The sequence below is a fragment of the Nonomuraea fastidiosa genome, from assembly GCF_042751225.1.
Taxonomy (GTDB): Bacteria; Actinomycetota; Actinomycetes; order Streptosporangiales; family Streptosporangiaceae; genus Nonomuraea; species Nonomuraea fastidiosa.
In genome coordinates, this window is sequence record NZ_CP170570.1 from 3,137,655 (window position 1) to 3,161,896 (window position 24,242).

Annotated in this window: 20 protein-coding genes, 1 tRNA gene and 1 pseudogene; 12 read left to right on the top strand and 10 right to left on the bottom strand. The window is 71.1% G+C overall.

Annotated features, from left to right (window positions below; translation table 11 throughout):
- The first annotated feature begins 548 nt into the window (after nucleotides 1-548).
- A pseudogene (locus tag ACFMQL_RS14350) lies at nucleotides 549-1,167 on the top strand (sensor histidine kinase).
- 137 nt (nucleotides 1,168-1,304) lie between these two features.
- Here the strand turns inward: ACFMQL_RS14350 and ACFMQL_RS14355 are convergent.
- Nucleotides 1,305-1,694 (bottom strand): hypothetical protein, encoded by a 390-nt coding sequence (locus ACFMQL_RS14355; protein WP_364061607.1) that lies wholly within the window; start codon nucleotides 1,692-1,694, stop codon nucleotides 1,305-1,307.
- Nucleotides 1,695-1,881: 187 nt separating this feature from the next.
- Between ACFMQL_RS14355 and ACFMQL_RS14360 the strand changes: the two genes are divergently transcribed.
- From ACFMQL_RS14360 to mptB, 4 genes are all read left to right on the top strand, one after another.
- A complete protein-coding gene (locus tag ACFMQL_RS14360; protein ID WP_345393493.1) occupies nucleotides 1,882-2,229 on the top strand; it encodes an STAS domain-containing protein in 348 nt (115 codons plus the stop codon).
- Between the two features lie 46 nt (nucleotides 2,230-2,275).
- Nucleotides 2,276-3,004, top strand: coding sequence for a glycosyltransferase (locus ACFMQL_RS14365; RefSeq protein WP_364061610.1), 729 nt, complete (start codon nucleotides 2,276-2,278; stop codon nucleotides 3,002-3,004).
- Between the two features lie 212 nt (nucleotides 3,005-3,216).
- Nucleotides 3,217-3,585: a DUF664 domain-containing protein gene (locus ACFMQL_RS14370; protein WP_378785876.1), complete on the top strand. Its 369-nt coding sequence runs from the start codon at nucleotides 3,217-3,219 to the stop codon at nucleotides 3,583-3,585.
- Between the two features lie 231 nt (nucleotides 3,586-3,816).
- A complete protein-coding gene (gene mptB / locus ACFMQL_RS14375; RefSeq protein ID WP_378785877.1) occupies nucleotides 3,817-5,739 on the top strand; it encodes a polyprenol phosphomannose-dependent alpha 1,6 mannosyltransferase MptB in 1,923 nt (640 codons plus the stop codon).
- Here the strand turns inward: mptB and ACFMQL_RS14380 are convergent.
- Nucleotides 5,642-8,455: a hypothetical protein gene (locus ACFMQL_RS14380; protein ID WP_378785878.1), complete on the bottom strand. Its 2,814-nt coding sequence runs from the start codon at nucleotides 8,453-8,455 to the stop codon at nucleotides 5,642-5,644. The two genes, mptB and ACFMQL_RS14380, sit on opposite strands and share 98 nt — an antisense overlap.
- 153 nt (nucleotides 8,456-8,608) lie before the next feature.
- Between ACFMQL_RS14380 and ACFMQL_RS14385 the strand changes: the two genes are divergently transcribed.
- The 4 genes from ACFMQL_RS14385 (at nucleotide 8,609) to serS (ending at nucleotide 12,766) form a co-directional block, all read left to right on the top strand.
- Nucleotides 8,609-9,814 (top strand): glycosyltransferase 87 family protein, encoded by a 1,206-nt coding sequence (locus tag ACFMQL_RS14385; RefSeq protein WP_378785879.1) that lies wholly within the window; start codon nucleotides 8,609-8,611, stop codon nucleotides 9,812-9,814.
- A 22-nt stretch (nucleotides 9,815-9,836) separates the two neighbouring features.
- Complete coding sequence (locus ACFMQL_RS14390; protein ID WP_364061625.1) at nucleotides 9,837-10,259, top strand: DUF4446 family protein; 423 nt, start codon at nucleotides 9,837-9,839, stop codon at nucleotides 10,257-10,259.
- Nucleotides 10,260-10,334: 75 nt separating this feature from the next.
- On the top strand, nucleotides 10,335-11,255 hold the full coding sequence (gene pheA / locus ACFMQL_RS14395; RefSeq protein ID WP_364061628.1) for a prephenate dehydratase: 921 nt from the start codon (nucleotides 10,335-10,337) through the stop codon (nucleotides 11,253-11,255).
- Nucleotides 11,256-11,503: 248 nt separating this feature from the next.
- Nucleotides 11,504-12,766, top strand: coding sequence for a serine--tRNA ligase (gene serS, locus ACFMQL_RS14400; RefSeq protein WP_364061631.1), 1,263 nt, complete (start codon nucleotides 11,504-11,506; stop codon nucleotides 12,764-12,766).
- A gap of 57 nt (nucleotides 12,767-12,823) precedes the next feature.
- Here the strand turns inward: serS and ACFMQL_RS14405 are convergent, their stop codons facing one another.
- Nucleotides 12,824-14,494: a hypothetical protein gene (locus tag ACFMQL_RS14405; protein WP_378785880.1), complete on the bottom strand. Its 1,671-nt coding sequence runs from the start codon at nucleotides 14,492-14,494 to the stop codon at nucleotides 12,824-12,826.
- Between the two features lie 1,285 nt (nucleotides 14,495-15,779).
- Nucleotides 15,780-15,983, bottom strand: a complete 204-nt coding sequence (locus tag ACFMQL_RS14410) for a cold-shock protein (RefSeq protein ID WP_043619750.1) — start codon at nucleotides 15,981-15,983, stop codon at nucleotides 15,780-15,782.
- 251 nt (nucleotides 15,984-16,234) lie between these two features.
- Between ACFMQL_RS14410 and ACFMQL_RS14415 the strand changes: the two genes are divergently transcribed.
- Complete coding sequence (locus ACFMQL_RS14415; RefSeq protein WP_364061637.1) at nucleotides 16,235-17,005, top strand: HAD family hydrolase; 771 nt, start codon at nucleotides 16,235-16,237, stop codon at nucleotides 17,003-17,005.
- A 332-nt stretch (nucleotides 17,006-17,337) separates the two neighbouring features.
- On the opposite strand, the gene ACFMQL_RS14420 is transcribed toward ACFMQL_RS14415, so the two are convergent.
- Both ACFMQL_RS14420 and ACFMQL_RS14425 read right to left on the bottom strand, forming a co-directional pair.
- Complete coding sequence (locus ACFMQL_RS14420; protein WP_364061640.1) at nucleotides 17,338-17,856, bottom strand: bacterial proteasome activator family protein; 519 nt, start codon at nucleotides 17,854-17,856, stop codon at nucleotides 17,338-17,340.
- Nucleotides 17,857-17,861: 5 nt separating this feature from the next.
- On the bottom strand, nucleotides 17,862-18,818 hold the full coding sequence (locus tag ACFMQL_RS14425) for an NAD(P)H-quinone oxidoreductase (RefSeq protein WP_364061643.1): 957 nt from the start codon (nucleotides 18,816-18,818) through the stop codon (nucleotides 17,862-17,864).
- A gap of 114 nt (nucleotides 18,819-18,932) precedes the next feature.
- Here ACFMQL_RS14425 and ACFMQL_RS14430 point away from each other — a divergent pair, with 114 nt between their 5' ends.
- Entirely contained in the window at nucleotides 18,933-21,605 is a 2,673-nt protein-coding gene (locus ACFMQL_RS14430; protein WP_364061646.1) for an AAA family ATPase, read from the top strand.
- A gap of 1 nt (nucleotide 21,606) precedes the next feature.
- On the opposite strand, the gene ACFMQL_RS14435 is transcribed toward ACFMQL_RS14430, so the two are convergent.
- Nucleotides 21,607-21,693 (bottom strand) — tRNA-Ser (locus ACFMQL_RS14435).
- A 27-nt stretch (nucleotides 21,694-21,720) separates the two neighbouring features.
- On the opposite strand from ACFMQL_RS14435, the gene ACFMQL_RS14440 reads away from it, so the two are divergent.
- Complete coding sequence (locus ACFMQL_RS14440) at nucleotides 21,721-22,071, top strand: STAS domain-containing protein (RefSeq protein WP_378790158.1); 351 nt, start codon at nucleotides 21,721-21,723, stop codon at nucleotides 22,069-22,071.
- Nucleotides 22,072-22,119: 48 nt separating this feature from the next.
- Here ACFMQL_RS14440 and ACFMQL_RS14445 read toward each other — a convergent pair whose 3' ends face one another.
- Genes ACFMQL_RS14445 through ACFMQL_RS14455 form a run of 3 tightly spaced genes read right to left on the bottom strand, consistent with a single transcriptional unit; the run spans nucleotide 22,120 to nucleotide 24,230 of the window.
- Nucleotides 22,120-22,965 (bottom strand): NUDIX domain-containing protein, encoded by an 846-nt coding sequence (locus tag ACFMQL_RS14445; protein ID WP_364061652.1) that lies wholly within the window; start codon nucleotides 22,963-22,965, stop codon nucleotides 22,120-22,122.
- 12 nt (nucleotides 22,966-22,977) lie between these two features.
- Nucleotides 22,978-23,724: a M15 family metallopeptidase gene (locus ACFMQL_RS14450; protein ID WP_364061655.1), complete on the bottom strand. Its 747-nt coding sequence runs from the start codon at nucleotides 23,722-23,724 to the stop codon at nucleotides 22,978-22,980.
- A 29-nt stretch (nucleotides 23,725-23,753) separates the two neighbouring features.
- The gene (locus ACFMQL_RS14455; RefSeq protein WP_378785881.1) at nucleotides 23,754-24,230 is read right to left on the bottom strand and encodes a universal stress protein; all 477 of its coding nucleotides are present in this window, start codon (nucleotides 24,228-24,230) and stop codon (nucleotides 23,754-23,756) included.
- Between the last annotated feature and the right edge of the window lie 12 nt (nucleotides 24,231-24,242).

Consider the following 24,242-nt stretch of genomic DNA (forward strand, 5'->3'; position numbering starts at 1 on the left):
TACGGGCCCCTGATGCCCCGGCGAGGCGCCGAGCCCGCGATGCCCGGCTGTGAGCCCCTGGAGGGCCCCTGATGCCTCGTCCTGGCGATTTGCCCATGGTCATGGCGGTCACCGCCGGGCTGGGGCTGCTCATCGCGCTGGCGGGCATCTGGCTGATGTGGCGGCTGCGCACCCGGTCGATCGGCGTGATGATGGCCGTCGTCGTGGTGGTCGCGGTGGCGGCCACGCTGGCGGGCGTGGTGGCGATCATCGACATGATGATCATCGAGGGGCCCACCAAGGACTTCGTGCTCAGCGTGGTGGCCGTCGGCGGGCTCGTGGGGCTGGGGGTGGCGTTCGTGCTGGCCCGGCGGGTGGTCCAGGAGAGCAGGCGGCTGGTGGCGGCCGTACGCGACCTGCCCTTCGCCGCGCCGAGCGGGCTGCCCGCCGAACTGCAGACGATCGCCAACACGCTGGAGGAGGCGTACGCGCGGGAGCAGGCACTGGAAGGGGCGCGGCGGGAGCTGGTGGCGTGGGTGAGCCACGACCTGCGTACGCCGCTGGCCGGCATGCGCGCCATGGCCGAGGCCCTTGAGGACGGCGTGGTCACCGACCCCGAGACGATCAGGCGCTACCACCGGCAGATCAAGGTGGAGGTGGAGCGGCTGTCGGCGATGGTGGACGACCTGTTCGAGCTGTCGCGCATCCACGCCGGGGCGCTGCGGCTGTCGCGGTCGCGCATCGGCCTCGCCGACCTGGTCGCCGACACGCTCGCCGTGGCCGAGCCGCTGGCCAGGGCCAAGGGGGTCGTGCTCACCGCCGAGGCCGCGGAGGCCGTGCCCGTGGAGGCCGACGCCGGAGCCCTGGGACGCGCCCTGCGCAACCTCGTGGTCAACGCCATCAGGCACACCCCGTCCGACCGACCCGTGGTGCTGAGGGCGGCGGTCGAGTCGGGGATGGCCTGCCTGTCGGTCAGCGACTGCTGCGGCGGGATCCCCGAGGAGGACCTGCCGCGGGTGTTCGAGGTGGCGTTCCGGGGAGGCCGCGCGTACGCCCACCGCCGACGGCGGCGCCGGGCTGGGGCTGGCCATCGCGCAGGGGATCGTGGAGGCGCACGACGGGGAGATCGGCGTGGTCAACGACGGACCGGGCTGCCGCTTCGAAATCCGCCTCCCTCTGGTCGGCTGAGCCCTCGACAGGCCGGGACCGCACGGGCGCGTCGGATGCCGCTGCGACCCGCCTGCCGGACGCTCGCCCGGCTCAGGCGCATTCCGCGGCCCGGTTCGGGCGTTCGACCCCGGCTCGGGCATGTCGGGCACCCGGCTTCAGGCGCCGTCCAAGAGGTCGCGGCCGAACGACTCCGACATCGCCCGGAACGTCGGGCAAGGCCAGCGCCACATGCAGCTCCTGCAGCGCAGGATCGGATGCGCGGCGTCGCTCGTGATGCCCCCCGCATCACGCGGCTGATGCAGGTCGAGCAGCCTCAGCCCGAGCTCGGCGAACCTGAGCAGCTCCGTACGCGCCCCGGCCAGGAACTCCAGGTCCTCGAGCGCGAGGCGGGCGCGGATGGGGACGTAGCCCTCATGGTTCACCAGGCCGCGCAGGTGCCCTGCTTCCTTCTGCCATGAGGTCGCCTTCTCTGTGGTGATGAGGATGGTCTCCAGGCGTTCGCGGAGGCCCTGACGCTGAGGATCTTCGGGTTCGTCGGCGTTCATCGATCCGGGGCTCGTCGCTGCTGCCCCAGCCCCTCCCTCTCCGTGAAGCGGTGGCGGTTCCGGTGTCACGCTGTCAAGCTTCGCGTACTCTCCGTTTTCATGGAGCCCAAACGGAGGACAAAAACCTGTGCTTGCCCTATCGGCGTGACAACGTGACCGGAAGCCTCAGCGCCGCTAGCCTGCCCATGTGGAGCTCAAGGTCTCGACTCGATCACATGCCGGGTGCGCGCTCGTCGCCGTCACCGGGGAAATCGACCTCTACACGGCGCCCCACCTGCAGTCCGAGTTCACTCGGCTGCTGCAGGAGGGGCCTAGCCGGGTGGTCATCGACATGTCCGCCGTGGATTTCTGCGACTCCACGGGGATGAACGTCCTGCTCTCGGCGCTCAAGCGGATGAAAGAGCAGGGAGGGACGCTCGAGGTCGCCGCGCCGCGTCCCGCCGTACGGAAGATTCTGCAGGTCACCGGGCTCGACTCGGTCTTCACCGTGCACGAAGAGGTGCCGCAGGAGTTCCTCATCACCGAGGGATCATGAGAGAACGCGATCGCGGCTGCGCCGCGTCCGAAGGAGGTGCGGCTCGATGAGCGGTGACACGGCGGTCATCATCCCGGCCGCCGACGAGGCGGACCGCATCGCCGCCACCGTCAAGGCCGCCGCGGCCCTGCCCGGCGTCGATCTCGTCGTGGTCGTCGACGACGGCTCGCGCGACCAGACCGGCAGGATCGCGCGCGCGGCCGGCGCGCGGGTCGTCAGGCACAGCCGCAACCGCGGCAAGGCCGCCGCCATGGAGACGGGGGCCGAGGCCGTACGCCTCCTCGATGAGGACGACTCCCCCCGCCACTTGCTGTTCCTCGACGCCGATCTGGGCGACACCGCTCAGGCCGCCGCGCCGCTCATCGAGCCCGTACGCGCGGGCGAGGCCGACATGACCATCGCCGTCTTCACCACCAGGGTGAAGCTGGGCGGTCACGGGTTAGTCGTCCGCCTGTCCAAGGAGGGCATCCGCCGGGCCACCGGGTTCGACGCCACCCAGCCGCTCAATGGCCAGCGCTGCCTGACCAGGGCGGCCTTCGAGGCGGCGCGCCCGCTGGCGCATGGGTTCGGGGTGGAGACGGCGCTGACGATCGACCTGCTGCGCAAGGGGTTCCGCGTCAAGGAGGTCGAGGTCGACATGGCCCACCGCGCCACCGGCACCGACTGGCGCTCCCAGCTCCACCGGGCACGCCAGCTCCGTGACGTCGCGCGGGCGCTCGCGGTGAGGGAGCCGGTGGTCGTTCAAAATCTGGACAAACTTCGTCCCAAGCGTTGAAATGCGGTCGGCCTGGCGTAACCCCTACACTTGCCGCCCATGACCGACACAGACGAGCACGGCCGTCCCGAACCTCCCCTTGCCGGCGACGAGCTCGGCATGCTGGTGGGCTACCTGGAGTTCCACCGCGCGACCCTCGCCTGGAAGTGCGCCGGCCTCGACTCCGCGGGCCTGAACGCCACCGTGGGGGCGTCGACGATGACGCTCGGGGGATGCTCAAGCATCTCGCGTACGTGGAGGACCACTGGTTCGCCCGCATGCTGCACGACCGGGAGGGCCAGCCGCTGTGGAGCACGGTCGACTGGAAGGCCGACCGTGACTGGGACTGGAACTCGGCCGCCTCCGACTCCCCTGAGGAACTCCGCAGCCTGTGGGAGGACGCCGTCGAGCGTTCCAGGAAGCTCCTGGACGAGGCGCTGGCCGGTGGCGGCGGGCTCGACCAGCTCGCCCGGCGGAAGTGGCCGGACGGGCGGGCGCCCAGCCTGCGGTGGATTCTGGTGCACATGATCGAGGAGTATTCGCGGCATAACGGGCACGCGGATCTCATCCGGGAGGCTGTGGACGGTCTGACGGGCGAGTAGCCTGCCGCGGGTCCGACCGCCCGTGGTCCGCGCCGCTCGTGTTCGGCGGCACCCCGATCTTGTCGGCGAGCGGCGCACCGCCGTAGCCCTCGTGGTCTCCTGCCGGGGTGGGGGTTGTCCACAGGGTGGGTGTTATCCACAGACGGAGCCGTGCGGGCGGGAGCCGTGCTGCGGGTGTGCTGGAATTTCCCGGTGACTTCGGATGCGCGGCGCAGACAGGGACGAGGCCGGTTGGCCGGGCCGGCCATGGTGGCGATCGCCGCCTCGATCCTGCTGACCATCACCATCGGGCTCCTGGGCCCGTCGGCGATGGTCCCCGCGCTCACCGGCCCTGCCTGGCAGCCGCCCTACTCCCTGGCGGCGGCCCCTGAGCCCCACCTCGTCATCGTCCTGGCGGTGGCGGCCTTGTCGCTGGGCGGCCTGGGGCTTCTGGCGGCCCTGCCGGCGCTTTCGGAAAGCGGCGACTCCCACAGCCCTCCAGCCGCCGGGCACCCATCCACTCCCGCCCCTGGGTCACCGTCCGCTCCCAGCTCCGAGCGTCCGTCCAAGGGGGTGCTTCGATCTCTGGGGGCGTTCCCCAGCCCGAAGACCCTGGTGATCATCGGGTGCGTGGCGGCCGCCGTTCTGGCGTTCCTGCCGCCATCGGGCTCCGGTGACCACCTCAACTACGCCGCTTACGGCCGCATGGTCACCTTGGGGCTCAACCCGTACACACACGGCGCGACGGACCTCCCGGGCGATCCCATAGCGGACGCCGTCGAGGAGCCCTGGAGGGAGGAGCCGAGCGTCTACGGGCCGGTCGCCACGGCTCTCCAGGCGGTGGCGAGCTGGATAGGCGGCGACTCGGTCCGGTTGACGATGTTCGTCCTGGCGCTGTTCAACGCGGCGGCGTTCATCGCGACCGGGCTGCTCATCGACCGCTTCACCCGGCACGACCCCCGCAGGCGGCTGCGAGCGGCGCTGCTGTGGACGGCCAACCCGCTGCTGCTCTACCACCTCGTCGCCGGCATGCACGTCGACACCCTCGCCATCGCGTGCATGGTCGCGGCCCTGCTGGCCAGAGGCCGTCCCGCAAGCTCTGGGGTCCTGCTCGGGCTCGGCGTGGCGATCAAAGTGAACGCGGGTCTCGTCGCGCTCGGCCCCGCCTGGGAGCTCCGCCGCCGCCCCGGCCGCCTGGCGCTCATGGCGGGCTGCGCGGTCGCGGTGGTGGTCATCGGGTACGCCATCGTCGGCCTCGACGCCCTCGCGCCGATCACCCGTACGAGCAAGGCGATCTCCCACGCGTCGTTCTGGAAGCTCGTGCAGGGCTGGCTACAGGCCATCGTGGGCACGGGGAGCGCGTATCGGGGGCCCATCCAGGTCGGGTCCCTGCTGGTGCTCGCGCTCATCGCCTGGTCGCTGCTGCGGTTGGCCGTACGTACGGGATGGACGAGCGCCGGTGGTCCGCTTCCACGGCACCTCGCTCCGTCCCCGCCGACCCCTGTTCCGGCCTCGCAAGCCCCTGCTCCGGCCTCCTCCCAAGGCGCCGTTGCCCTTCCCCCGCAGGACGGCCTTGCCGCGCCGCCCTCTCAAGGCGCCGTTGCTCTTCCCCCGCAGGACGGCCTTGCCGCGCCGCCGTCTCAAGACGCCGCTGCGCTCCCGCAACAGTCTGCTGCGCTTCCGCCGGATCCGGCCTCGTCTCCGCAGGACGGCGTGGTGCCTTCGCAGCCGTCGGAGGGTTCTGCTGCGACTTCGCGGCGGCACGGGTCGTTGGCCGGCCGCCTTTCGTTCCCTCGCCTTCTCGGGTGGTCGTCTCGGGCCGCCGGGCCGGAGGTGGTCTCCGCGGGTGGAGGGCTGGAGGCGCCGGTTGTGGCCATGGCGCTGGTGGTGGCGTACCTGTTCGCGACGCCCTACATCCTGCCTTGGTACGACGGGCTGGCGCTCGGGATGCTGGTGCTCGTGGGGGCGTCCGCGCTGGACGGGCTCGTGGTGGCGCACCTGCTGGCGCTGTCGCTGGCGTACCTGCCCGCCAGGGTCGAAGGGCAGCCCGAAGACCTCGAATGGCTGCGCACGGTGGTCAGGCCGCAGATCGGCTGGGCGCTGCTGGCTCTGACGGTGGCGCTGGTGGTGTGGGCGTGGCGAGCTGCAGGGCGCGAACGCAGGCGGCCAGCGTGAGCGGCACGGCGACGGTCAGGGCCATGGCGGGGATGGCGATGCCGGAGTCGTTCATGAGGAAGCCGATCAGCGCGCACGCGAGGGCGCCGAACAGGCCCGCTCTGAGCGTCGGCGCCATCTGGTACGTGAGGCCGAGCGCCGCGACGCCCCAGCGCGAAGGACGGGCCAGCACCAGGAAGAGGAAGGCCAGCGCCACCAGCGAGAGGAGGGTCAGCGACCAGTTGCCGACGGTCACGCCGACCATCGCGGCGAACTTGCGGCCGACGACGGTCCACGCCTCACCGTCGATGATCTGCTGGACGAACGCGCCGAGGTGGGTGCGCTGGGACTCCGGACGCAGCCAGTCGATCACCGACAGCACGCCGACGAGCGCCGCCCCGGCCAGCCCCACGAGCAGGAGCCGCAGCGGCGACACCCGCTTACCGGAGAGCAGGATCAGGAAGACGGCCAGGCCGATCACGAACGCCGGCACGCCGCCGAAGTCCGCACCCCAGGAGGGCCATCCGTCCGCGAACACCGCGAATCCGCCGTACGCGGCGCACAGCGTCACGACCACGGCCCTCGGCATCCTCTTGCCGAGCAGCCAGTGGGCGATCCCGGCCAGGCCGAGGATGGTGCCGGTGGAGTAGATGGCGAAGGCGATGTTGCTGAAGCCGTAGAAGCGTCCGCCGGTCACGGGCTCGTAGCCGCTCACGGCGTTCACCTGGAGCGTCGAGCCGGTCATGACGTCGAGGAGGAGCGCGACGGAGGTGATGGCGGCGACGGTGGTCAGCGGGCCGAGCACGTGAGCGCGCCAGGGGCCGGCGAACGCCACGGCGGTGATGAGCACGGCGATGCCGAGGATCGTGACGATCACCGACAGCATGGGCACCGGCAACGTCCACCAGGGGATGAGCTGGGCCAGGAACGTCGAGACGGCGATCGCTCCGCTGACCACGGCCACGACCTGGACGGACTTCAGGAGTTTCGAGCCGCTTGCCGGGTTGCCGGTGGTGGCCGAGGTTGAGGTCCGCTCGGTCGTGCCGGTGGGTTGTGCTGGTCTTGTCGGTTCGGTCGTGCCGGTGGGTTGTGCTGGTCCTGTCGGTTCGGCCGGAGCTGGTTCGTCCCGGGTGCTGTCTGTGCGCTGGGGGCGGGGGCGCGCCTGGTCGGCCGGGATGCCGGCAGGGGATGGCTGGGCTTTCAGAGAGCCAGGCGACTCCCCAGGGGTGTCGATTTGTGATGCTTCTGCGGGTGAAGGCTGGGCTGGGGCCGGGCTCGGGGGTGTGGGTTCGGGCGCGATCGGGGATCGCTTCGGCCCCTCAAGCCCTGGGCGTGCCTTTGTGGTTCGCGTCGATGCGGGCCTCCTTCGGCGGAGGGTCAGGGCGGCCAGGGCGTAGAAGAGGAGCTGGGCGGTGACCAGGACGGTGAAGAACGGGCCGCGGACCTCGCGGAGCACTTGGCTGGCCAGGTCTTCGCCCGCCAGCTCGGTGACCACCTCGGCGGGGGTTGCGGGGGCGGGGGCGCCGGACTGCCAGGGGCGGCCGACGACCTCGCGGGGGGCGGTCAGGCCCAGGGCCTGGATGGCGGTCGCGGTGAGGTCGCTGATGGTGACGAGGGCGTCCTGGCGGGTGGAGGTGGCGGTGAGATAGCCGTGGCGGTACGCGGAGCCGTCCGGGGAGGGGCCGGTGGCGATGGCGACGTGGAGGTGGGCGTTCGGGGTGATGTCGGAAATGCCGGCCAGCAGGATCGTGGTGCGGGGAGGGAGCAGGGCGAGCAGGTCGCCGATGCGCCGATCGGCCTCGGCGGCGGCGGTCTTGCGGGCGGCGACGGGGAGGCCGGTGGGGATGCCGTACTCGTCGCGGGGCTGCTTCGCCCAGGCGGTGGCGAGGTCGGGGACGTCGAAGACGATCAGGCTGTACGGAGCCGGGTCGCCGAGCGCGGAAGGGGTGGGGGCGTATTTGGTGATATTTCCGGACTTGTCGGCGGCGGCCAGTGCGGCGCCCGGCCCGATGGCGGCCACCTTGCCGCCTCCGTCCGCGACGATCTGGCCCAGCGTGCCGATGCGGGCGGCGTACCCGGTCTTCGGCTGGTAGGCGGCCAGGGCGTTCCAGCCGGGGATCGTGGCGCCCTCGCCGTTCTGCTGCGGGGTGGGCGGGGCAGGGCAGCCCTCGTCCGGCGTACCGGCTCGCTGGCCTGCGGAGACCGTCAGCCAGCCGGCGATGGGGCAGGTGATGCCGCGGCCTGAAGGCGGCACGGTGCGGGTGGAGAGCGACGCCGATGAGCCCTCTGACATCAGGCGCCAGAGGTTGGGGGTCTGGGCCTGGTCGATGTCGCTCCACTCCAGTCCGGGGATGCCTATCAAGGCCACTCGTCCCCGGAGTGCGGTCGCATCTTTGTCGCCGCTGGTGACGGTGGTGGCGGCCAGCGTGCCGGGTGAGGTCGGCGGGGCTGACGGCCGTGCTTCGGCGGGGGTGGTCTCTGTGGTGTCGGTGGGTGCGGTTCCGCTGGTGTCGGTGGGTGCGGCTCCCGTGGTGTCGGCAGGGGCGGGGACTGGCTGTCCGGCGGCGGCCGTCGCCGGTCCTGACGGCACCGGGGCGGTGGCCGGCCTCTCCTGCGCGGCGGCTCGCCCTTCGAAACCGGGTGGGAAGGCGGTGTTCGACGGGGTTTCGGGGGCGGCGGCCGGCCCCTCCAGCGCGGGTGGGGTGGTGGTGCCGGACGCGGGGGTGGTGAGGGCCAAGGGGAATGCGAGGGCCAGGAGGGCCGTGAGGTGGCGGACACGCGCGTTCAGCCGCTTCCCGCGCCGATCCGGGCACGGCGTGGCGTTCGGCATGTACGGACCCCCAGTAGTCTGCCCCTCGATCAAACAACAGCCACGGTAACGTGCCACACCGTGACAAGTGGCGAGGTACGGGTGAGACGGCGGCAGTGGTGGGCGTGGGCGATCGCGGCCCTGCTCGTCGCGGCGGCCGCGGCGCCGCTGGTGTACGAATGGCTCACCAACCCCGACGACCAACGCCTGGTCGACCTGGACGTTTACCGTACCGGCGGGCAGATGCTGCTCGACGGCAAGCCGGTCTACGACTACTTCACCCCGGCCCCGCAACTGCTGCCGTTCACCTACCCGCCCGTCGCCGCCATGCTGGCGGTGGCGCTGGCCGGAATGTCGTGGGAGACCGCGCAGTGGGCGTGGACGGCAGGGATCTTCGTGGCGCTGGGCGTGACCGTGGGGTTCGCGTTCCGGCCGCTGCTGACCCGGGAGACGCTGCGCAAGTACGCGCCGTGGGTGTTCGCCCTGCTCATGGTGATGTGCACGTACCTGATGCCGATCAGGGACCAGGTCAGGTTCGGGCAGGTGGACATCCTGCTGGTCGCGCTGTGCGTCGCCGACTGCGTGGCACGGCGGCCCTGGTGGCCCCGCGGCTTCCTGATCGGCCTCGCGACGGCGGTGAAGCTGACACCGGGCGTCTTCCTCATCTACCTGTTGATCACCAAGCAGTGGCGTACGTTCTTCATGGCCTGCTTCACGGCCGCGCTGCTGACGCTGCTGCCGTTCGCGGTGATCCCGCAGGACGCGGTGGACTTCTGGTTCGGGGCGCTGCTCGACCCCGAGCGTCTCGGCGCGAACGCGGCCACCACCAACCAGTCGATCCGCGGCATGCTGATCCGGCTCTACTGGCCGGACGCGCTGACCTCGGTGCTGTGGGTGCTCATCGTGGCGGGGGTCGGCTGGTACGGGTTCCGCGGCGCGCGTGACGCGTACCGGGCGGGCGATCACATGACCGCGGTCGCGCTGGTCGGGCTGATGGCGGTGCTGCTGTCGCCCGTGGCCTGGATCCACCACCTGGCCTGGGTGGTCGTGGTGCTCGCCGCGATCGTGGGCGACGGGACCGACCCGGTACGGCTGCGCGTGGCGGCCGGCGTGTGGCTGTACTACGTGGTGCCGGTGCCGTGGTGGGGGGTGTCGCTCAAGGCGGCGGAGATCCCGGGCGTCAGCCTCGTCCTGGGGAAGATCGTGCAGAACGGGTTCGGGCTCGGCGCGCTGGCACTGGTGTGGCTGCTCGTGCATTGGCTGCCGAAACGGCGGCGGCTCGCTTGACTTTGCCGTTACTCTTCGTGGCGTGCTCGTTACCATCTGGGTGATCGTGGGCGTCGTGGCCGGACTCAGCGGCGTGCTGGTCGGCTGCTCGGCGCTGCGGCAGGCCAGGGCCACGGTCGAGGACTGCCGGCGGATGCTCGTCAGGCAGCAGCTCGGCGAGGGCCGGGGCGATCTCAGGGCCATCAGGGACGTCGCCGTCTGCCGGTACGACGCGCTGTCGGAGATGTCGGGGCGGCTGTCGTTCTCGGTGGCGATGATCAACGGGCTGGGTGACGGGATCGTGCTGACGTCCATCAACGGGCGCAGCGAGACCCGTACGTATGTGCGGCCCGTGGTCGGCGGCAAGGGGCAGGAGCCGCTGTCGCCCGAGGAGGAAGAGGCGGTGCGCGCGGCGAGGCTCGGCCTGGGGCCCCTGGTGGCCGCTCCGATCTCCGAGACTCTCTAGCAGGGGCTCTTACCTGCGGATTCGCCTCGGGGTGAAACCGCCGCGGGCGCGTTCGCCTGGGGCTACCCTGGACGCATGCCCAAGCTCGCTTATCTCGGGCCGGAAGGCACCTTCACCGAAGAGGCCCTGCGGCTCCTCGACCCCACGGCCGAACGCCTGCCCTGCGCCAATGTGAGCGCCGCGCTCAACGCCGTCCGCTCCGGCGAGGCCGACGGCGCCGTGGTTCCGCTGGAAAACTCCATCGAAGGTGCCATCACCACGACGCTCGACGAGTTCGCATGGGGCGAGCCGCTGGTGATCAACGCCGAGCTGCTGCTGCCGGTGCAGTTCTCGCTGCTGGCGCGGCCGGGCACCGAGATCCCGCACATCAAGCGGGTCTACACCCATCCCGCGGCCATCACCCAGTGCCGCGCCTTCGTCGCCCGCGAGCTGCCCGACGCGGTCGTGGTGTCCGCCCCTTCGACGGCGGCGGCGGCGCAGGAGGTGGCGCTGCCGGGGTCGCCGTACGACGCGGCCATCGCCGCGCGCATCGCCGGTGAGCACTACGGGCTGGTCGAGCTGGCCTCCGACATCGGCGACAGGTCCGACACGGTGACCAGGTTCGTCAAGGTCGCACGGCCGGGGCCGCTGCCCGAGCCGACCGGGTCCGACCGCACCACGCTGGTGGTCTTCCTGGCCGACGACCACCCGGGCGCGCTGCTGGAGATGCTGACCGAGTTCTCCGTACGCGGGGTCAACCTCACCCGCATCGAGTCCCGGCCCACGGGCGACGGCATCGGGCGCTACTTCTTCCACTTCGACTTCGAGGGCCACATCGCCGACGCGCGGGTCGGTGAGGCCGTCGCCGGCCTGCACCGGATCTGCGGTGAGGTGCGCTTCCTCGGCAGTTATCCGCGGGCCGACGGGCTGAAGCCGCAGATCAAGCGCGGCACCGCCGACTCCGACTTCTCCGAGGCCGCCGAGTGGCTGGCGAAGGTGCGGGCGGGCAAGATCTGACGCCGGCGGTCGCGGGCTCTCCGGCTCGTCGAATGCGCCGGGGCGTGCGGCTTGTCCGGAGTGCTGAGGCGTCCGGCTGGCCGGGGCGTGCGGCTTGTCCGGAGTGCTGAGGCGTCCGGCTGGCCGGGGCATGCGACCTGGCGGGATTTCCGTGTGAACGGGCAGGTGAGCGGGCCGGGGCGAAGGTTTCCTCGGCGTCGGTGGATAACCGGGGGCGGTCAGGCGCCGTACGCCGGTAGCCTTTCCTTGTGATTGACCTGCGTACCCTTCGTGAGGACCCTGACCGGCTACGGGCGTCGCAGCGTGCCCGCGGTGAGGACGACTCGGTCGTCGACACGCTGCTCGACCTCGACGAGCGCCGCCGATCGGCGCTGACCTCGTTCGAGTCTCTGCGCGCAGAGCAGAAGAGCATGGGCAAGTCGGTCTCCAAGGCGCAGGGTGAGGAGAAGGCCGCGCTGCTCCAGCGGGCCAAAGACCTCGCGAGCCAGGTCAAGGCCGCCGAGTCCGAGGCGGAGAAGCTCGGCGCCGAGCTCGACGAGCTGCTCCGTACGATCCCCAACCTCGTCGAGGAGGGCGCGCCGCCCGGCGGCGAGGACGACTACGTCGTGCTGGAGACGCACGGCGAGCCCCGGCAGTTCGACTTCGAGCCGAAGGACCACCTGGCCCTGGGCGAGGCGCTCGACGCCATCGACACCGAGCGCGGTGCCAAGGTGTCGGGCGCGCGGTTCTACTTCCTCAAGGGCGTCGGCGCGCGGCTGCAGCTCGGCCTGCTCAACATGGCGATGCAGCAGGCGATCGAGGCCGGGTTCACGCCGATGATCACGCCGGTGCTGGTCAAGCCGGAGACCATGCAGGGCACGGGCTTCGCCGTGGCCCACGACAGCGAGATCTACCGGCTGCCCGAGGACGACCTTTACCTCGTCGGCACCTCGGAGGTGTCGCTGGCCGGCTACCACGGCCAGGAGATCCTCAGCGCCGACGCTCTGCCGCTGCGTTACGCGGGCTGGTCGTCCTGCTTCCGGCGCGAGGCCGGCTCGTACGGTAAGGACACCAGGGGCATCATCCGGGTGCACCAGTTCGACAAGGTCGAGATGTTCTCCTACGTCCGTCCCGAGGACGCCCACGAGGAGCACCTGCGGCTGCTCGACTGGGAGAAGGAGATGCTGGCCAAGATCGAGGTGCCGTACCGCATCATCGACACGGCCGCGGGCGACCTCGGCATGTCGGCGGCGAGGAAGTTCGACTGCGAGGCCTGGATTCCGACCCAGGGCCGCTACCGCGAGCTGACCTCGACGTCCAATTGCACCGAGTTCCAGGCGCGCAGGCTCGGCATCCGCTACCGCGACAAGGACGGCAAGCCCAAGCACCTGGCCACCCTCAACGGCACGCTGGCCACGACCCGGTGGATCGTGGCCATCCTGGAGAACCACCAGCAGGCCGACGGCTCGGTGGTGGTACCCAAGGCGTTGCGGCCGTACGTGGGGCTCGACGTCCTCGAGCCGCCCAAGTAAGCCTGTGGCTCGAGCCGCTCCGCTACCTGGGTGCGGCTCGCACTGTCCGAGTAACCGTCACGACCCCTGCCCTTCGGTGGGGGTCGTGTCGCGTCGTACGTGAGGGCCCGGCGTCTCGGCGTCCTGAGCGTCGTGCCACGTGAGCGGGTTCGGTTCTCCGGTGGCGGGCTGTACGAGGACGTCGGCGGGGACGGTGTCCCGGGCGGCGCGCCGTACGAGGAGGACGCTCGTGACCAGCACGGCCGAGGCCAGGAGCGCCGCGAGGGCGGTGGCGACCTGGTACGAGGCCAAAGCCCCGCTCGACCAGGCCTGGAACGGCGTCCAGATGGAGGTGAAGACCAAGGGCGCCCCGAGCAGGCCGACGGAGACGGGCAGGGCGCGCGCCCGCCCGCCGGCCGCGAGACCGAGGCAGCTCGCGCCGCCTATCAGGGTCACGTAGAGTCCGCCCATGGCCATGATCATTCCGACCACCTCGTCCGACGGGCCGGACGACGGATCGACCTTGAAGGTGACGAACGCCGCGAACCCGGCGTAGGTCACGGCGGCCACACACAGGTACGAACGGACGAGGCGGCGCAGCCCAGCCCCCACGAACCCGAGCAGCGTGCAGGCCGCCAGCAGCCACGCCCAGAGAAGCTCGGTGGTCAGCGGCACCGCCGGCAGGTCGCCGTCCAGAGGGACGTGCCGCCACGTCCCTGAGGTGTCCCGGACCAGCACCATGTCGGGCCCGCTCGCGGCGACCACGACGTGACCGCCGGGGCGCTCCTGCACGGCCAGGGTGGTGACGAGGTCGGTGCTGTCCTCGTACAGCCGGCGCAGGCGCTTGATGTCGTCCGCGGACGGCCGCCAGGACGGACGCCACGTCGTGCCGCCGTCGTCCGACTGGTCCACGCCGGTGCGATGGTCGGTGACCCGGTAGCAGCGGGTCGCCTGCTTGGGTACGCATTGGGCGCTCTGCCCCTTCTTGCCCTCCTGGGTGAAGGAGTCGAGCGACCACGTGATGCCGCCGTCCTCCGAGACGTACGAGCTGCCTGCCGAGGTCTGGACGAGGAGGCGGCCGCGGTCGTCCACCGTGACGTCGCTTGCGTACGAGTGGACCGGCATGGCGGAGGTCGCGGTCACCGCCACCATGGCGAGCGGCATCGTCACCACGACCCGCCACCGGGCGGCGGGCGGTCTGCGCAGGCTGTGGTTCCGTGCCCACCAGGAAATGACGAGCGCCGGCAGTGCCAGCAGGTCCGTAGGATCGGCCAGGACGCGCGACGGGCCCGCCAGGAAGGTCCACACCTGGGAGGCGGTCTCAGCGCCCGCCTCCGTCGTTTTCACGAGCGTGAAGAGCGTCCCGGTCAGTACGACCGCTGTCACGTCGCTCCGCAGCCACCGCAGCTCGGGCTTCGCGCCCGGCCGCTTGGACCAGGGGCCCGGCTGCCTGGACCAGGGGCCCGGCTGCCTGGACCAGGAGTCCGGCCGCCCGAACCGGAAAGCCCGGCTACGCCGGTCGGCCTCGGAAGGTCGCCCGGCAGTGCGGGCTCGACGCTCCGCGCGGGGGAAGGCGGCTCGGAGGCGGGCGGCCAGGGCCGCCGCCGGGCGGGTGAGCAGGACGGCGACCAGCGCGGGGGCCATCACCAGCCCCGCCACGTCGCTGAGCTTGCCCGTCACGACCCCAGGAAAGGCCGGTTTGAGCAGGTGGTCGTTGATCAGGAGGAGGAGTACCCCGGCAACCGTCACGGGGTGGCACAACCACGCGTACCTCATACCCCCATTGACCGCTGCGCGGTGGGAGCGGTTCAAAGCGCATGTGAGTCGAGTCACAGCCGTGACCAACCCGACACCACCGGAAGACCGCGGACATTAGGGCTGGCGCCTCGGTGTGGGCGGTGGCGTGCTGGTGCGGGCGGCGGGGGCTCCCGGCACCGGTGGGTGCTGGGCGCGAGCGAGGGTGCTGGTCTGGGCGATGGAGTCCTGGTGCGCGCGGCGGTGGCCTCCCGGCGCCGATGGAGGATTCCCGGCGCTAACGGTCGGGTGCTGGTGTGGCCGGCGGGCTCGGCATGCGTGACGTCCCGGCGCGAGCGGAAGTCCCGGCGTGAGCGGAAGTCCCGGCGAGCGGAAGTCCTGGCGTGAGCGGATGCCCTGGCATGGGGTGGTGCGATCCCGGCACGGGCGGTGGGCTCTTGGCGTGGGCGGAGGACTCGCGGTGCCGGCGGTGGCGTCCTGGTCCACCACCGGCATGGTCACCCTGCTCGCCGGCCTCGGCGCATGGAGGCACCCTGGCATGAGCGGAAACCACGGCGGTTCTGGCGTCGGCGGAGGGTTACGGCGCGCTGGTGCAGAGGCTCCTGGGCGGGCAGACGAGTGGACAAGCCTCGGAGTGAGCCAGGGAGCTCTGATGCGAGCGGAGGACCGACCTCCAGTACCTCCGACAGCGAGCAGAGAGCGCCCGGCGCACGAGGGCGGATCCCCGGCACGAACAGGAGCGCTCGGCAGGAGCAGGGACTGGGCGCGTTTGGGCAGCTTGCCGGCCCAGGCGCCGGTCGTGTCGGGAGACGGCGGCCTGGCCAGGTGATAGCCGTGCGTCTTGGCCGCGTCCGGGTCGGCGACGCCGTAGCGGCGGGAGTTGCCGGGATCGATCGCGGCGATCTGCGCCGCGCTCTCGGCGGGTGGGTCGATGGTGATGCCCTGCTTGCGCATGCACCTGACGACGAGACGGTTGTGAAGTGCCTGGGCCGAGCGGGAGTGCCTGGGCCGAGCAAGGAGTGTGCTGGGCCGAGCGGGAGTGCCTGGGCCGAGCAAGGAGTGTGCTGGGCCGAGCGGGAGTGCCTGGGCCGAGCAAGGAGTGTGCTGGGCTGGGCGGGGAGTGCCTGGGTGAGCAGGGGACGAGCGGGAAGTGCCGGGGACCGGTAGGGAGTGCTCGGGCGGGAGCGGCGTCATCCCCTGGACGAGCGAAAGATTTCCTGGGCAAGCGAAAGGCCGGGGTCCGCTGGAAGCGGACTCCGGCCTGTCTCGCTGCTACAGGTCAGATGGCACGGACCTGAGAGGCCTGCGGCCCCTTCTGGCCCTGCGTGATCTCGAACTCGACCCGCTGGCCGTCTTCAAGGCTGCGGTAGCCGTTGCCGACGATCTCGGAGAAGTGCACGAACACGTCCGGCGCACCGCCGTCCGGGGCGATGAAGCCGAAGCCCTTTTCGGCGTTGAACCACTTGACGGTTCCCTGAGCCATAAAAGCTCTCCCTCAGGATGTGAATCTATGGGACCCACACCTCGTGGGTCCCGGTGTGTCGTACAGCAAGCACCCCGGGGTGGCTCAGACAAAGTCATGCTGGTTTTCACTACGGGATCAGCTAATACAACGCCATCACATCTAACACCATTCTGGAGCGTTGGTGTTCCCGTCCCAACGAAGATTTCTGTCAGCCGGCATCACCGGGCAAACTGGAACCTGTTATGCAGAGCGATCCCTCACCGCGGCTAGTGGCCACCGACCTCGACGGTACCGCGTTGCGTACGGACGGAACCGTGTCTCCCCGCACGGTCGCCGCCTTCGGCAAAGTCGAGGAATCGGGGGCGGTCCTGGCGTTCGTGACGGGGCGTCCGCCGCGGTGGATGGGCGGGGTGGCGAGTGCGGTACGTCACCGTGGGCTGGCCATCTGTGCTAACGGGGCGCTGATCTACGACCTCCATACCGAACGGATAGTGGAATCTCACCTGATCAGCGTCGATGTACTCGAGGAAGTCGTCGCTCAGCTAAGAGCGAACGTGCCTGAACTCGTATTTTCGGTCGAGTATGAAGCCGGTTTTGCGCATGAGTCGGATTTCCTCCCAGGTGGGTTGGACCGGACACGGGACGCGACACGTGTGGATTCGGTCACTTCCCGCCCATGCGCCAAGTTGCTCGCCCTCCACCCCCGTATGGACCCCGACGAGCTGCAGGCGACGGTGCACGAGCTGGTCGGCCATCTGGTGACCGCGACGCACTCAAGTCGCAGGGGTTTGATCGAGATGAGCGCCCGGGGCGTGACCAAGGCGACCGCCCTGGCGGCGCTCGCCGAGCAGCATGAGATCAAGCCGTCGCAGGCGGTGGCGTTCGGGGACATGCCGAACGACCTGCCCATGCTGAGCTGGGCAGGCACGTCGTACGCGGTCGCCAACGCGCACCCGCTCGTGCTGGCGGCGGTCGATCACGTGACCGCCACCAACGACGACGACGGCGTTGCGCAGGTCATCGAGAAGCTTTACGCCTAGACGCCCAAAGCCCACGCCTGACATCTGACGGCCAACGCCCGCGCCTGACGGCCCAACACACGCGCCTGACATCTGACGCTCATCGCCCGCCTGACATCTGACGTCTGTGGGTGGCGCCCCGATCAAAGCGGTGCCCTGGGCAGGCTTGGCGCCTGCGGTGCCCTGGGCAGGCAGCTTCATGTCTGAGGACGGGCTCCCGGTCCCGCAGGCGCCGTGCCTGAGGGCGGCGACCCAATAACGCTTCGTGCCTGCGGGCGGCGCACCAACGAAACTCGGCGCACCAACGAAACTCTGCGCCTGAGAACTGGGCCCCTGTAGGCCCTGAAGCGGGCCTACAGGTAGGGGCCGGAGCCGCCGTGCGGACGCTGTGCCTCCTCGCCCTGGGGCACACCGGTGGGCAGCGCCCTGCGCATCTGCTCGAGCTGGGCGCGGGCGGCCATCTGCTGCGCGAACAGCGTGGTCTGGATGCCGTGGAACAACCCTTCGAGCCAGCCGACGAGCTGGGCGTGCGCGATGCGCAGCTCGGCGTCGCTCGGCGGCGTGCCGTTGTCGTCGGTGAACGGGAGCGACAGCCGCTCCAGCTCGTCGACCAGCTCCGGCGCAAGACCGTCCTCGAGCTCCTTGATGGAGGACTCGTGGATCTCCTTCAGCCGCTTGCGGCTGGCCTCGTCGAGGGGAGCCGCGCGCACCTCCTCAAGGAGCTGGCGGATCATGCTGCCGATGCGCATCACCTTGGCGGGCTGCTCGACCAGGTTGGTCACCGAGCGATCGTCTTCGCCGCCATCGCCGTGACCTTGGAAATCAGGGCCCACCACCACGACGTGGGGGGTGTTGTTGTCCTCAGCATTCATAACACTCACCGTACTAGCAGGATCTTGCCGACGTGCTCTCCCGAATCCAACATTCGGTGGGCTTCGGCGGCTTCGGACATCGGCACCTCCGCGTGCACGACGGGACGCACGGCACCCGCGCCGACCAGGGGCCACACGTTCTCGACGACGCTGCGGACGATGGCCCCCTTCTCGTCGACGGGGCGCGCGCGCAGCGTCGTGGCGTGGACCGTGGCCCGCTTGGCCAGCATCACGCCGAGGTTGATCTCGGCCTTGGTGCCGCCCTGCAGGCCGATGACCACGAGCCGGCCGCCCGTCTTCAGGGAACGGACGTTCCTGTCCAGGTATTTCGCGCCCATGATGTCGAGGATGACGTCGGCCTGGACCTTGTCGGCGAAGTCCTCCTCGCGATAGTTGATCACCTCGTCGGCGCCCAGCTCCCTGACCCGGTCGGCCTTGGCCGCCGAGCCGACGGTGGTGACGACGCGGCTGCCGAGCGCCTTGGCGAGCTGCACCGCGAACGTGCCGATGCCGCTGGCCCCGCCGTGCACGAGCAGCGTCTCGCCCCTGCGCAGCCGCCCGATCATGAAGACGTTGGACCAGACCGTGCACGCCACCTCGGGCAGCCCCGCGGCCTCGCGCAGCGACACGCGTTCGGGCACCGGCATGACCTGCTGCCAGGGCACGGCTACGCGCTCGGCGTAACCGCCGCCGGCGAGCAGCGCGCACACCTCGTCGCCCGGCTTGAACTGCTCGACGTCGGCTCCGACCTCGGCCACCACGCCGGAGACCTCAAGCCCCGGGTACGGCGACGACCCGGGCGGCGGATCGTAAAATCCCTGCCGCTGCAGCACGTCGGCACGGTTGACCGCGGACGCCGTGACGTCGATCAGCACGTCTCCCGGCCCGACGTGCGGCTCCGGCACCTCGCGCCATTCCAGCACCTCTGGCCCGCCTGGCTTGACGATCTCAATGGCTCGCATGCGAACCACGGTAGCCGGGCAAAGAACTTGTGGGTTGCCGGGCTGCATGGGAGCAGGTGGCGTTACCCTGCAATGTGTTTGCTGCCCCTTTAGACCCACCCGAGGGGGAACACGGTGGCAAGACACGATCGAGAAGAATCTCTCGAGGAACAGCTCGCCTGGCTTGACGCGATCAAAGAGACGGAGGAGACCCCTGTCTCCGTCAGCGCGTCGTCAGCTCCGGTGGACGAGCCGGTCGCGTCCCCGTACCCCGCGGACCCGTGGGCGCTGGTGCGGCAGCAGCAGGAGACGACCCCGCCGCCGGTGTTCAGGGCGGCGGTCGACTCGGCGTACCCCGCTGAGGCGTACGGCGGTTCCGCCGCGACCGAGGTGTACGGCGGTTCCGTGACGGCCGACGACATTCCGGCGAGCCGCAGCGGCTCCGGCGAGTGGCCGGCGGGCCCTGCCGTGGACGAATCCCGGGCGAGTGCCGCGCCGAGCGTGGACGATCCGTTCCTGGCGCCGCTCAAGCCGCTGCCGAGGCTCGACGACACCGACACGTACGCGCTGCCGTTCACCCCGCCGCAGCCTGCGGGGAAGACGGAGGACGCCACGTGGCCGCCCGCCTCCGACTGGCCCGGCCCCGACGACGGTCCTTCCGCCAATGACACGGTCCGCGTGGAGCCGCTGCGCGCGGAGCCCGAAGCCGCCGGTACGCGGAGCGACGGCGACCAGGAGCCGGTCAAGGACGCGGGGGCGGCCGACACCCAGCCGCGCACCGAGCCGCCGACGCCGCAGAAGCAGGCGGCGCCCGACCGGGAGAGCGGCGACGAGCCGGCGAAGGCCCGGGAGACGACGGTCGAGAAGCCGGCGAAGGAGACGTCCGAGGAGCCGGAGGAGCAGCCCGCCGCGCGCGACGAACGGCAGGAATGGTCCTCGGACGTGTCCGAAACCCTGCCGCGCACCGAGCGCCCCCGCTGGGACGCCGCCGAGCCGGAGGACGAGCCGGCCGCGCCGAACGCCGACACGCCCGCCACCGGTATCCCGCAGTGGGCGCAGGAGGGCTCCCAGTGGAGCAGGGAGCAGGCGGAGTCGCTCCCGCGCTGGGACCGCACGTCCGGCGCGTCCAGCACGTCCGGCGCGTCTAGCACGTCCGGCGCGTCTAGCACGTCCGGCGCATCCAGCGTGTCCGGCGCGTCGGGTGAGTCCGCGAGGGCCGGGAAGGCCGCGCAGGCCGGGAAGGCCGCGCAGGCCGATGACGCCGACGCACCGGCCCGCGAGCCGGCCCGCGAGCCCCAGGAGCGGCAGGAGCAGCCGGCCGCCTGGGCCGACCAGCCGGAGCACTTCGAGTGGGGCAAGGACCCGGCGGCGAAGACCCCGCACTGGGGCAAGGACCGGCCGCAGGGGGCCGAGGAGGGCAAGGGCCCGCGCTGGGGCGCAGACGGTCCCGAAGCGGCCTCGCCGTGGGGCGACGGTTCCAGTGACGAGACCTCGCCGTCGTGGGGCGGGGCGCGCAGCGATGAGGCTTCCCCATGGGGCGGGCCTCAGCGGGACGAAACGTCCACATGGGGTGGAACTCAGCCGGACGAAACATCCCCGTGGGGCGTGAGCCAGCGGGACGAGACCCCGGGCTGGGGCCAGGAGCGGCGTGACGAGGCCGCGTCGTGGAGCCAGGAGCGGCCGGAAGAGCGCCCCCAGTGGGTACGCGACCAGCCGGAAGAGCAGTGGGCCGAGCGGCCAGAAGAACGCCCGAAGTGGGCCGAGCAGCCCGAGTGGCGCCCGGCCGACCGGGAGATCCCGCAGGTGCGGCAGAACCGCCGCCCGGCGCCCGCCCCCGTGTTCAGCGCGCCGCCCAGGCCGCCGGTGACCGGCCGTCCCACGGCCGACAGCCTCGACCCGGAGACGCTGCTGCGCGGGCGGCGCAACGCCCCGTCCAAGGGCTGGCGGCGTCTGGTGTACAAGGCGTCCGGCGGCTGGATCAAGCCGGGCGAGCCGCCGGAGGTACGGCGCCGCCGCGAGCTGATCACCCGCGCCCGCACCCCGGTCACCACCGGGCATCACCGCGTGGCGGTGCTGAGCCTGAAGGGCGGCGTGGGCAAGACCACGACGACGGTGGGGCTGGGCGCGACGCTGGCGCAGGTGCGCGGCGACCGCGTGATCGCGGTGGACGCCAACCCCGACCGCGGCACGCTCTCCGACAAGGTGGAGCTGGAGACCTCGGCCACCGTACGCGACCTGCTGAACGAGCGTGACCAGGTCAAGCGGTACGTCGACATCAGGGCGTTCACCTCGCAGGCGCCGTCGCGGCTCGAGGTGCTGGCCTCAGACCGCGACCCGGCGGTCTCCGAGGCGTTCAGCGGCGAGGACTACCAGGCCGTCGCCCAGGTGCTGGAGAACTTCTACTCGATCTGCATCACCGACTGCGGCACCGGCCTGCTGCACTCGGCGATGGGCGGCGTGCTGGGCATGGCCGACCAGATCGTGCTGGTCAGCTCCCCGTCGGTGGACGGCGCGCGAGCGGCGTCGGCGACGCTCGACTGGCTGGAGGCGCACCAGTACGGCGACCTGGTGAAGAACGCCACCGTGGTGCTGTGCAGCGTGCGGCCGCGGTCGAAGTCGGCGGTGGACATCAAGAAGCTGGAGGCTCACTTCGCCGCGCGCTGCCGCGAGGTGATCAGGGTGCCGTACGACCCGCACCTGGAGGAGGGCGCGGAGATCGACCTGGACCGGCTGCAGGAGGCGACCAGGGACGCCTACCTGCAGCTCGCCGCCAGCGTAGGCGACGGTTTCGCGGGGATCCGCGACTGAGCGGAGGGTGTGGGATTCGAACCCACGAGGCCATCGCTGACCTGGCCGCTTTCAAGGCGGCTGCACTCGTCCACTATGCGAACCCTCCTGTGCGGAAACCACGATAGCGGCTGTGATGGCGGCGGTGTACGTTCAGGTGGTGGCGGATCTCGACGTCGAGGTGCAGCGGGGTGGCCACGACGTGCGCGTGTGCCTCGCCGGCGACCTCGACAAGTCCACCGCGCCGCTGCTCAAGGACACCTTTCTCGCGTTGTTCGCTGAGGGCCGAGTGCGGGTGGTGGTCGATGCCGAGCGTCTGGAGTTCTGCGACTCCAGCGGGTTATGGGTGCTGGTCGAGCACCGGCGCCGGGTCGCGGCCCAGGCGGGGTCGCTGGGCATCGTGGGCGTGCACGGGGTCTTACGGCGGGTGCTCGACGTCACGGGCCTGAAGTCCGCCTTCGACCACGTGACCGTCGCCGAACCATGAACGTTCAGGCGGGCGGCTGCGCCTATGCGGGCAGCCGCGGCGGGACGCTCATGCGGGTAGCTGCGACAGCAGCCACTTGGGCCCGACGGTCTCCGCTCCCAGCTCCGCCACGCGTTCGCGCAACCCCCGATCGGCCGTGACGACGAGCACGCGCTCCCACGGCCTGGCCCGGCGTACGACGCCCACGATCGCGTCGTCGCCGCTTCCCATGGCGGCGACCACCTGAATCCCCGGCACCTCGGGCGCGCTCTTGGCCGCGCCCTCCACGACGGCCACCATGCGCGGATACCACTGCGCCAGCACCGGGTGGCTCAGCCGCAGCCCGGAGACGGCCCGCAGCAGCCGGGTGGCCGCGCCCAGGCGGTCGTTCCACCAGCCGTGCTCCGCCCGCGCGCCGACGATGTTGGCCACGTCGAGCACGAGCGTCTCGGGCTTGATCGCGCCCTGGATCTCGTGCCAGGTGGCGGCGAAGCCGGGATGCAGCTCGCGCCCGGTGACCTCGGGCAGGGCGAGCCAGCGCAGCTCGTCGCTTTCGTTGTTGGCCGGCGCGGCGGCCAACAGCTCGGGCGACTCGGCGATGACGGTCTCGAACGCCCACCCGCCGTGGTCGTCGAGGTAGACGCCTTGGACGCGGAGCCGGTCAAGGCCAAGGGCGGCCTCCTCGCGGGCCTCGCGCAGCGCGGTGGTGAGGGCGTCCTCGTGGCTGTCGCGCGCCCCGCCGGGCAGCCCCCAGGTGCCGCCGTGGTGGCAGCGCAGCGAGCGCTTCTGCAGCAGCACGTACGGAATGCCCCGATCGTCGTGGTGGACGACCAGGAGCCCGGAGGCGCCGTGGACGCCCCAATGCCGGTGGCCCTGGGCGCACTCGGTCCAGCCGTCGCCGTCCTTAGCCGTCATGAGGGGATCCTCTCAGCCTCCGCCCTTGGAGAAGTGCTGGTAGTCCTTGGCGCCCGACCAGTAGCCGCCCCACTCCCAGCCGACCTCGGCGAACGTCTTCACGACCCGATCACCGGGGTTGATGACACCTTTACCCTTCATCGGGCGCTTGGTGAACTTCCTGGCGTTGCGGTGCGCGGTGCTCCCGCTCGCGGTGACGTACGGGTTCTCCAACGGGTTGACGTCGATGGCCTCCCCGTACGCGTGGTTCGACCAGTTGCTGGACCCGGTCGCCCGGCGGCAGTTGAAGGCCGAGGTGTTGTCGTTGTCGATCGAGTCGTAGTCGTCGGCCTTGTAGGCGTCCACCAGCTTCATCTTGCGGATCGGCCAGCGCCGGTCGTACAGCTTCTTGAAGACCTTCTCGATGTCGCCGGTGACGGTCTTGCGCACGACCAGCTCGCCGATGTGCGGCTTGCCGTCGAACCCCCAGTACGACAGCGTCACCAGCCGCAGATCGCGGTAGTGGACGGGGCAGCCGGGCCGCCAGGAGTAGGGCAGACGGTCGCGGGAGACCCGCGAGACCTTCGAGGTGAACGGGGGCGGCGCCGTCGGGCTGGGCGTCGCCGTGGAACGATCCGATGCGGTCTGTTCTGCCGTGGCGGTCACGGGCGTGGACGAGCGCGGCCGGTCGGCGGGCGCGGCGGCCTGCTGCCCCGCGCCTGACTCCGCGCACGAAACGGACGCGAGCACCACGAACGCCATGGCGGCAACACGTTTCATCTCGCCACCATATGCGACGTCAGGCCAGGTCAGGGCACTACCAGCACCGTTCGCCTGGCGCGTTTCGCGAGCTTGGCCGCCACCGAGCCCCGCCACGAGGACCGGGAGCGGCCCACCACGATGGCGTCCGCCATGTACGTGTCGGCCAGCGCCTCAAGCTCGCGGGCCGCGTCGCCGCGCACGCTGACGAACTGCCAGGGCACCCCGCAGCCGCGCAGTTCGTCCCTCAGGTCCTCGGTCAGGTCGGCCGCCGAGTCGGGGACGATGGGCGCCCCGGCGAAGAACCACAGCGTGGCCGTGTTGAGCGCTTCGACGAAGGCGATGAGCAGGACCGCGTCGTCCCTGCGGGCGAGCCCGGCCGCGTACGCGAGCGCGTTGCGGCTCGGGCCCGATCCGTCGAAGCCCACGACGAGCAGACCGGCGCCGTCCTTGCCGATCTCGAACTGCCCTTCGGGGAGCCTGCGGGAGGCGGGCTCCCACCGCGGGTCCACATCACTGCCGGACACGGCATGTTCCGG

Bases quoted from the DNA above. Each gene is read 5' to 3' on its own strand.
- ACFMQL_RS14450 (WP_364061655.1), bottom strand. From the start codon at position 23,724: ATGAAACGTGTTGCCGCCATGGCGTTCGTGGTGCTCGCGTCCGTTTCG.
- ACFMQL_RS14440 (WP_378790158.1), top strand. From the start codon at position 21,721: ATGGCGGCGGTGTACGTTCAGGTGGTGGCGGATCTCGACGTCGAGGTG.
- ACFMQL_RS14425 (WP_364061643.1), bottom strand. From the start codon at position 18,818: ATGCGAGCCATTGAGATCGTCAAGCCAGGCGGGCCAGAGGTGCTGGAA.
- ACFMQL_RS14420 (WP_364061640.1), bottom strand. From the start codon at position 17,856: ATGAATGCTGAGGACAACAACACCCCCCACGTCGTGGTGGTGGGCCCT.
- ACFMQL_RS14365 (WP_364061610.1), top strand. From the start codon at position 2,276: ATGAGCGGTGACACGGCGGTCATCATCCCGGCCGCCGACGAGGCGGAC.
- pheA (WP_364061628.1), top strand. From the start codon at position 10,335: ATGCCCAAGCTCGCTTATCTCGGGCCGGAAGGCACCTTCACCGAAGAG.
- ACFMQL_RS14355 (WP_364061607.1), bottom strand. From the start codon at position 1,694: ATGAACGCCGACGAACCCGAAGATCCTCAGCGTCAGGGCCTCCGCGAA.
- ACFMQL_RS14410 (WP_043619750.1), bottom strand. From the start codon at position 15,983: ATGGCTCAGGGAACCGTCAAGTGGTTCAACGCCGAAAAGGGCTTCGGC.
- ACFMQL_RS14370 (WP_378785876.1), top strand. From the start codon at position 3,217: ATGCTCAAGCATCTCGCGTACGTGGAGGACCACTGGTTCGCCCGCATG.
- ACFMQL_RS14445 (WP_364061652.1), bottom strand. From the start codon at position 22,965: ATGACGGCTAAGGACGGCGACGGCTGGACCGAGTGCGCCCAGGGCCAC.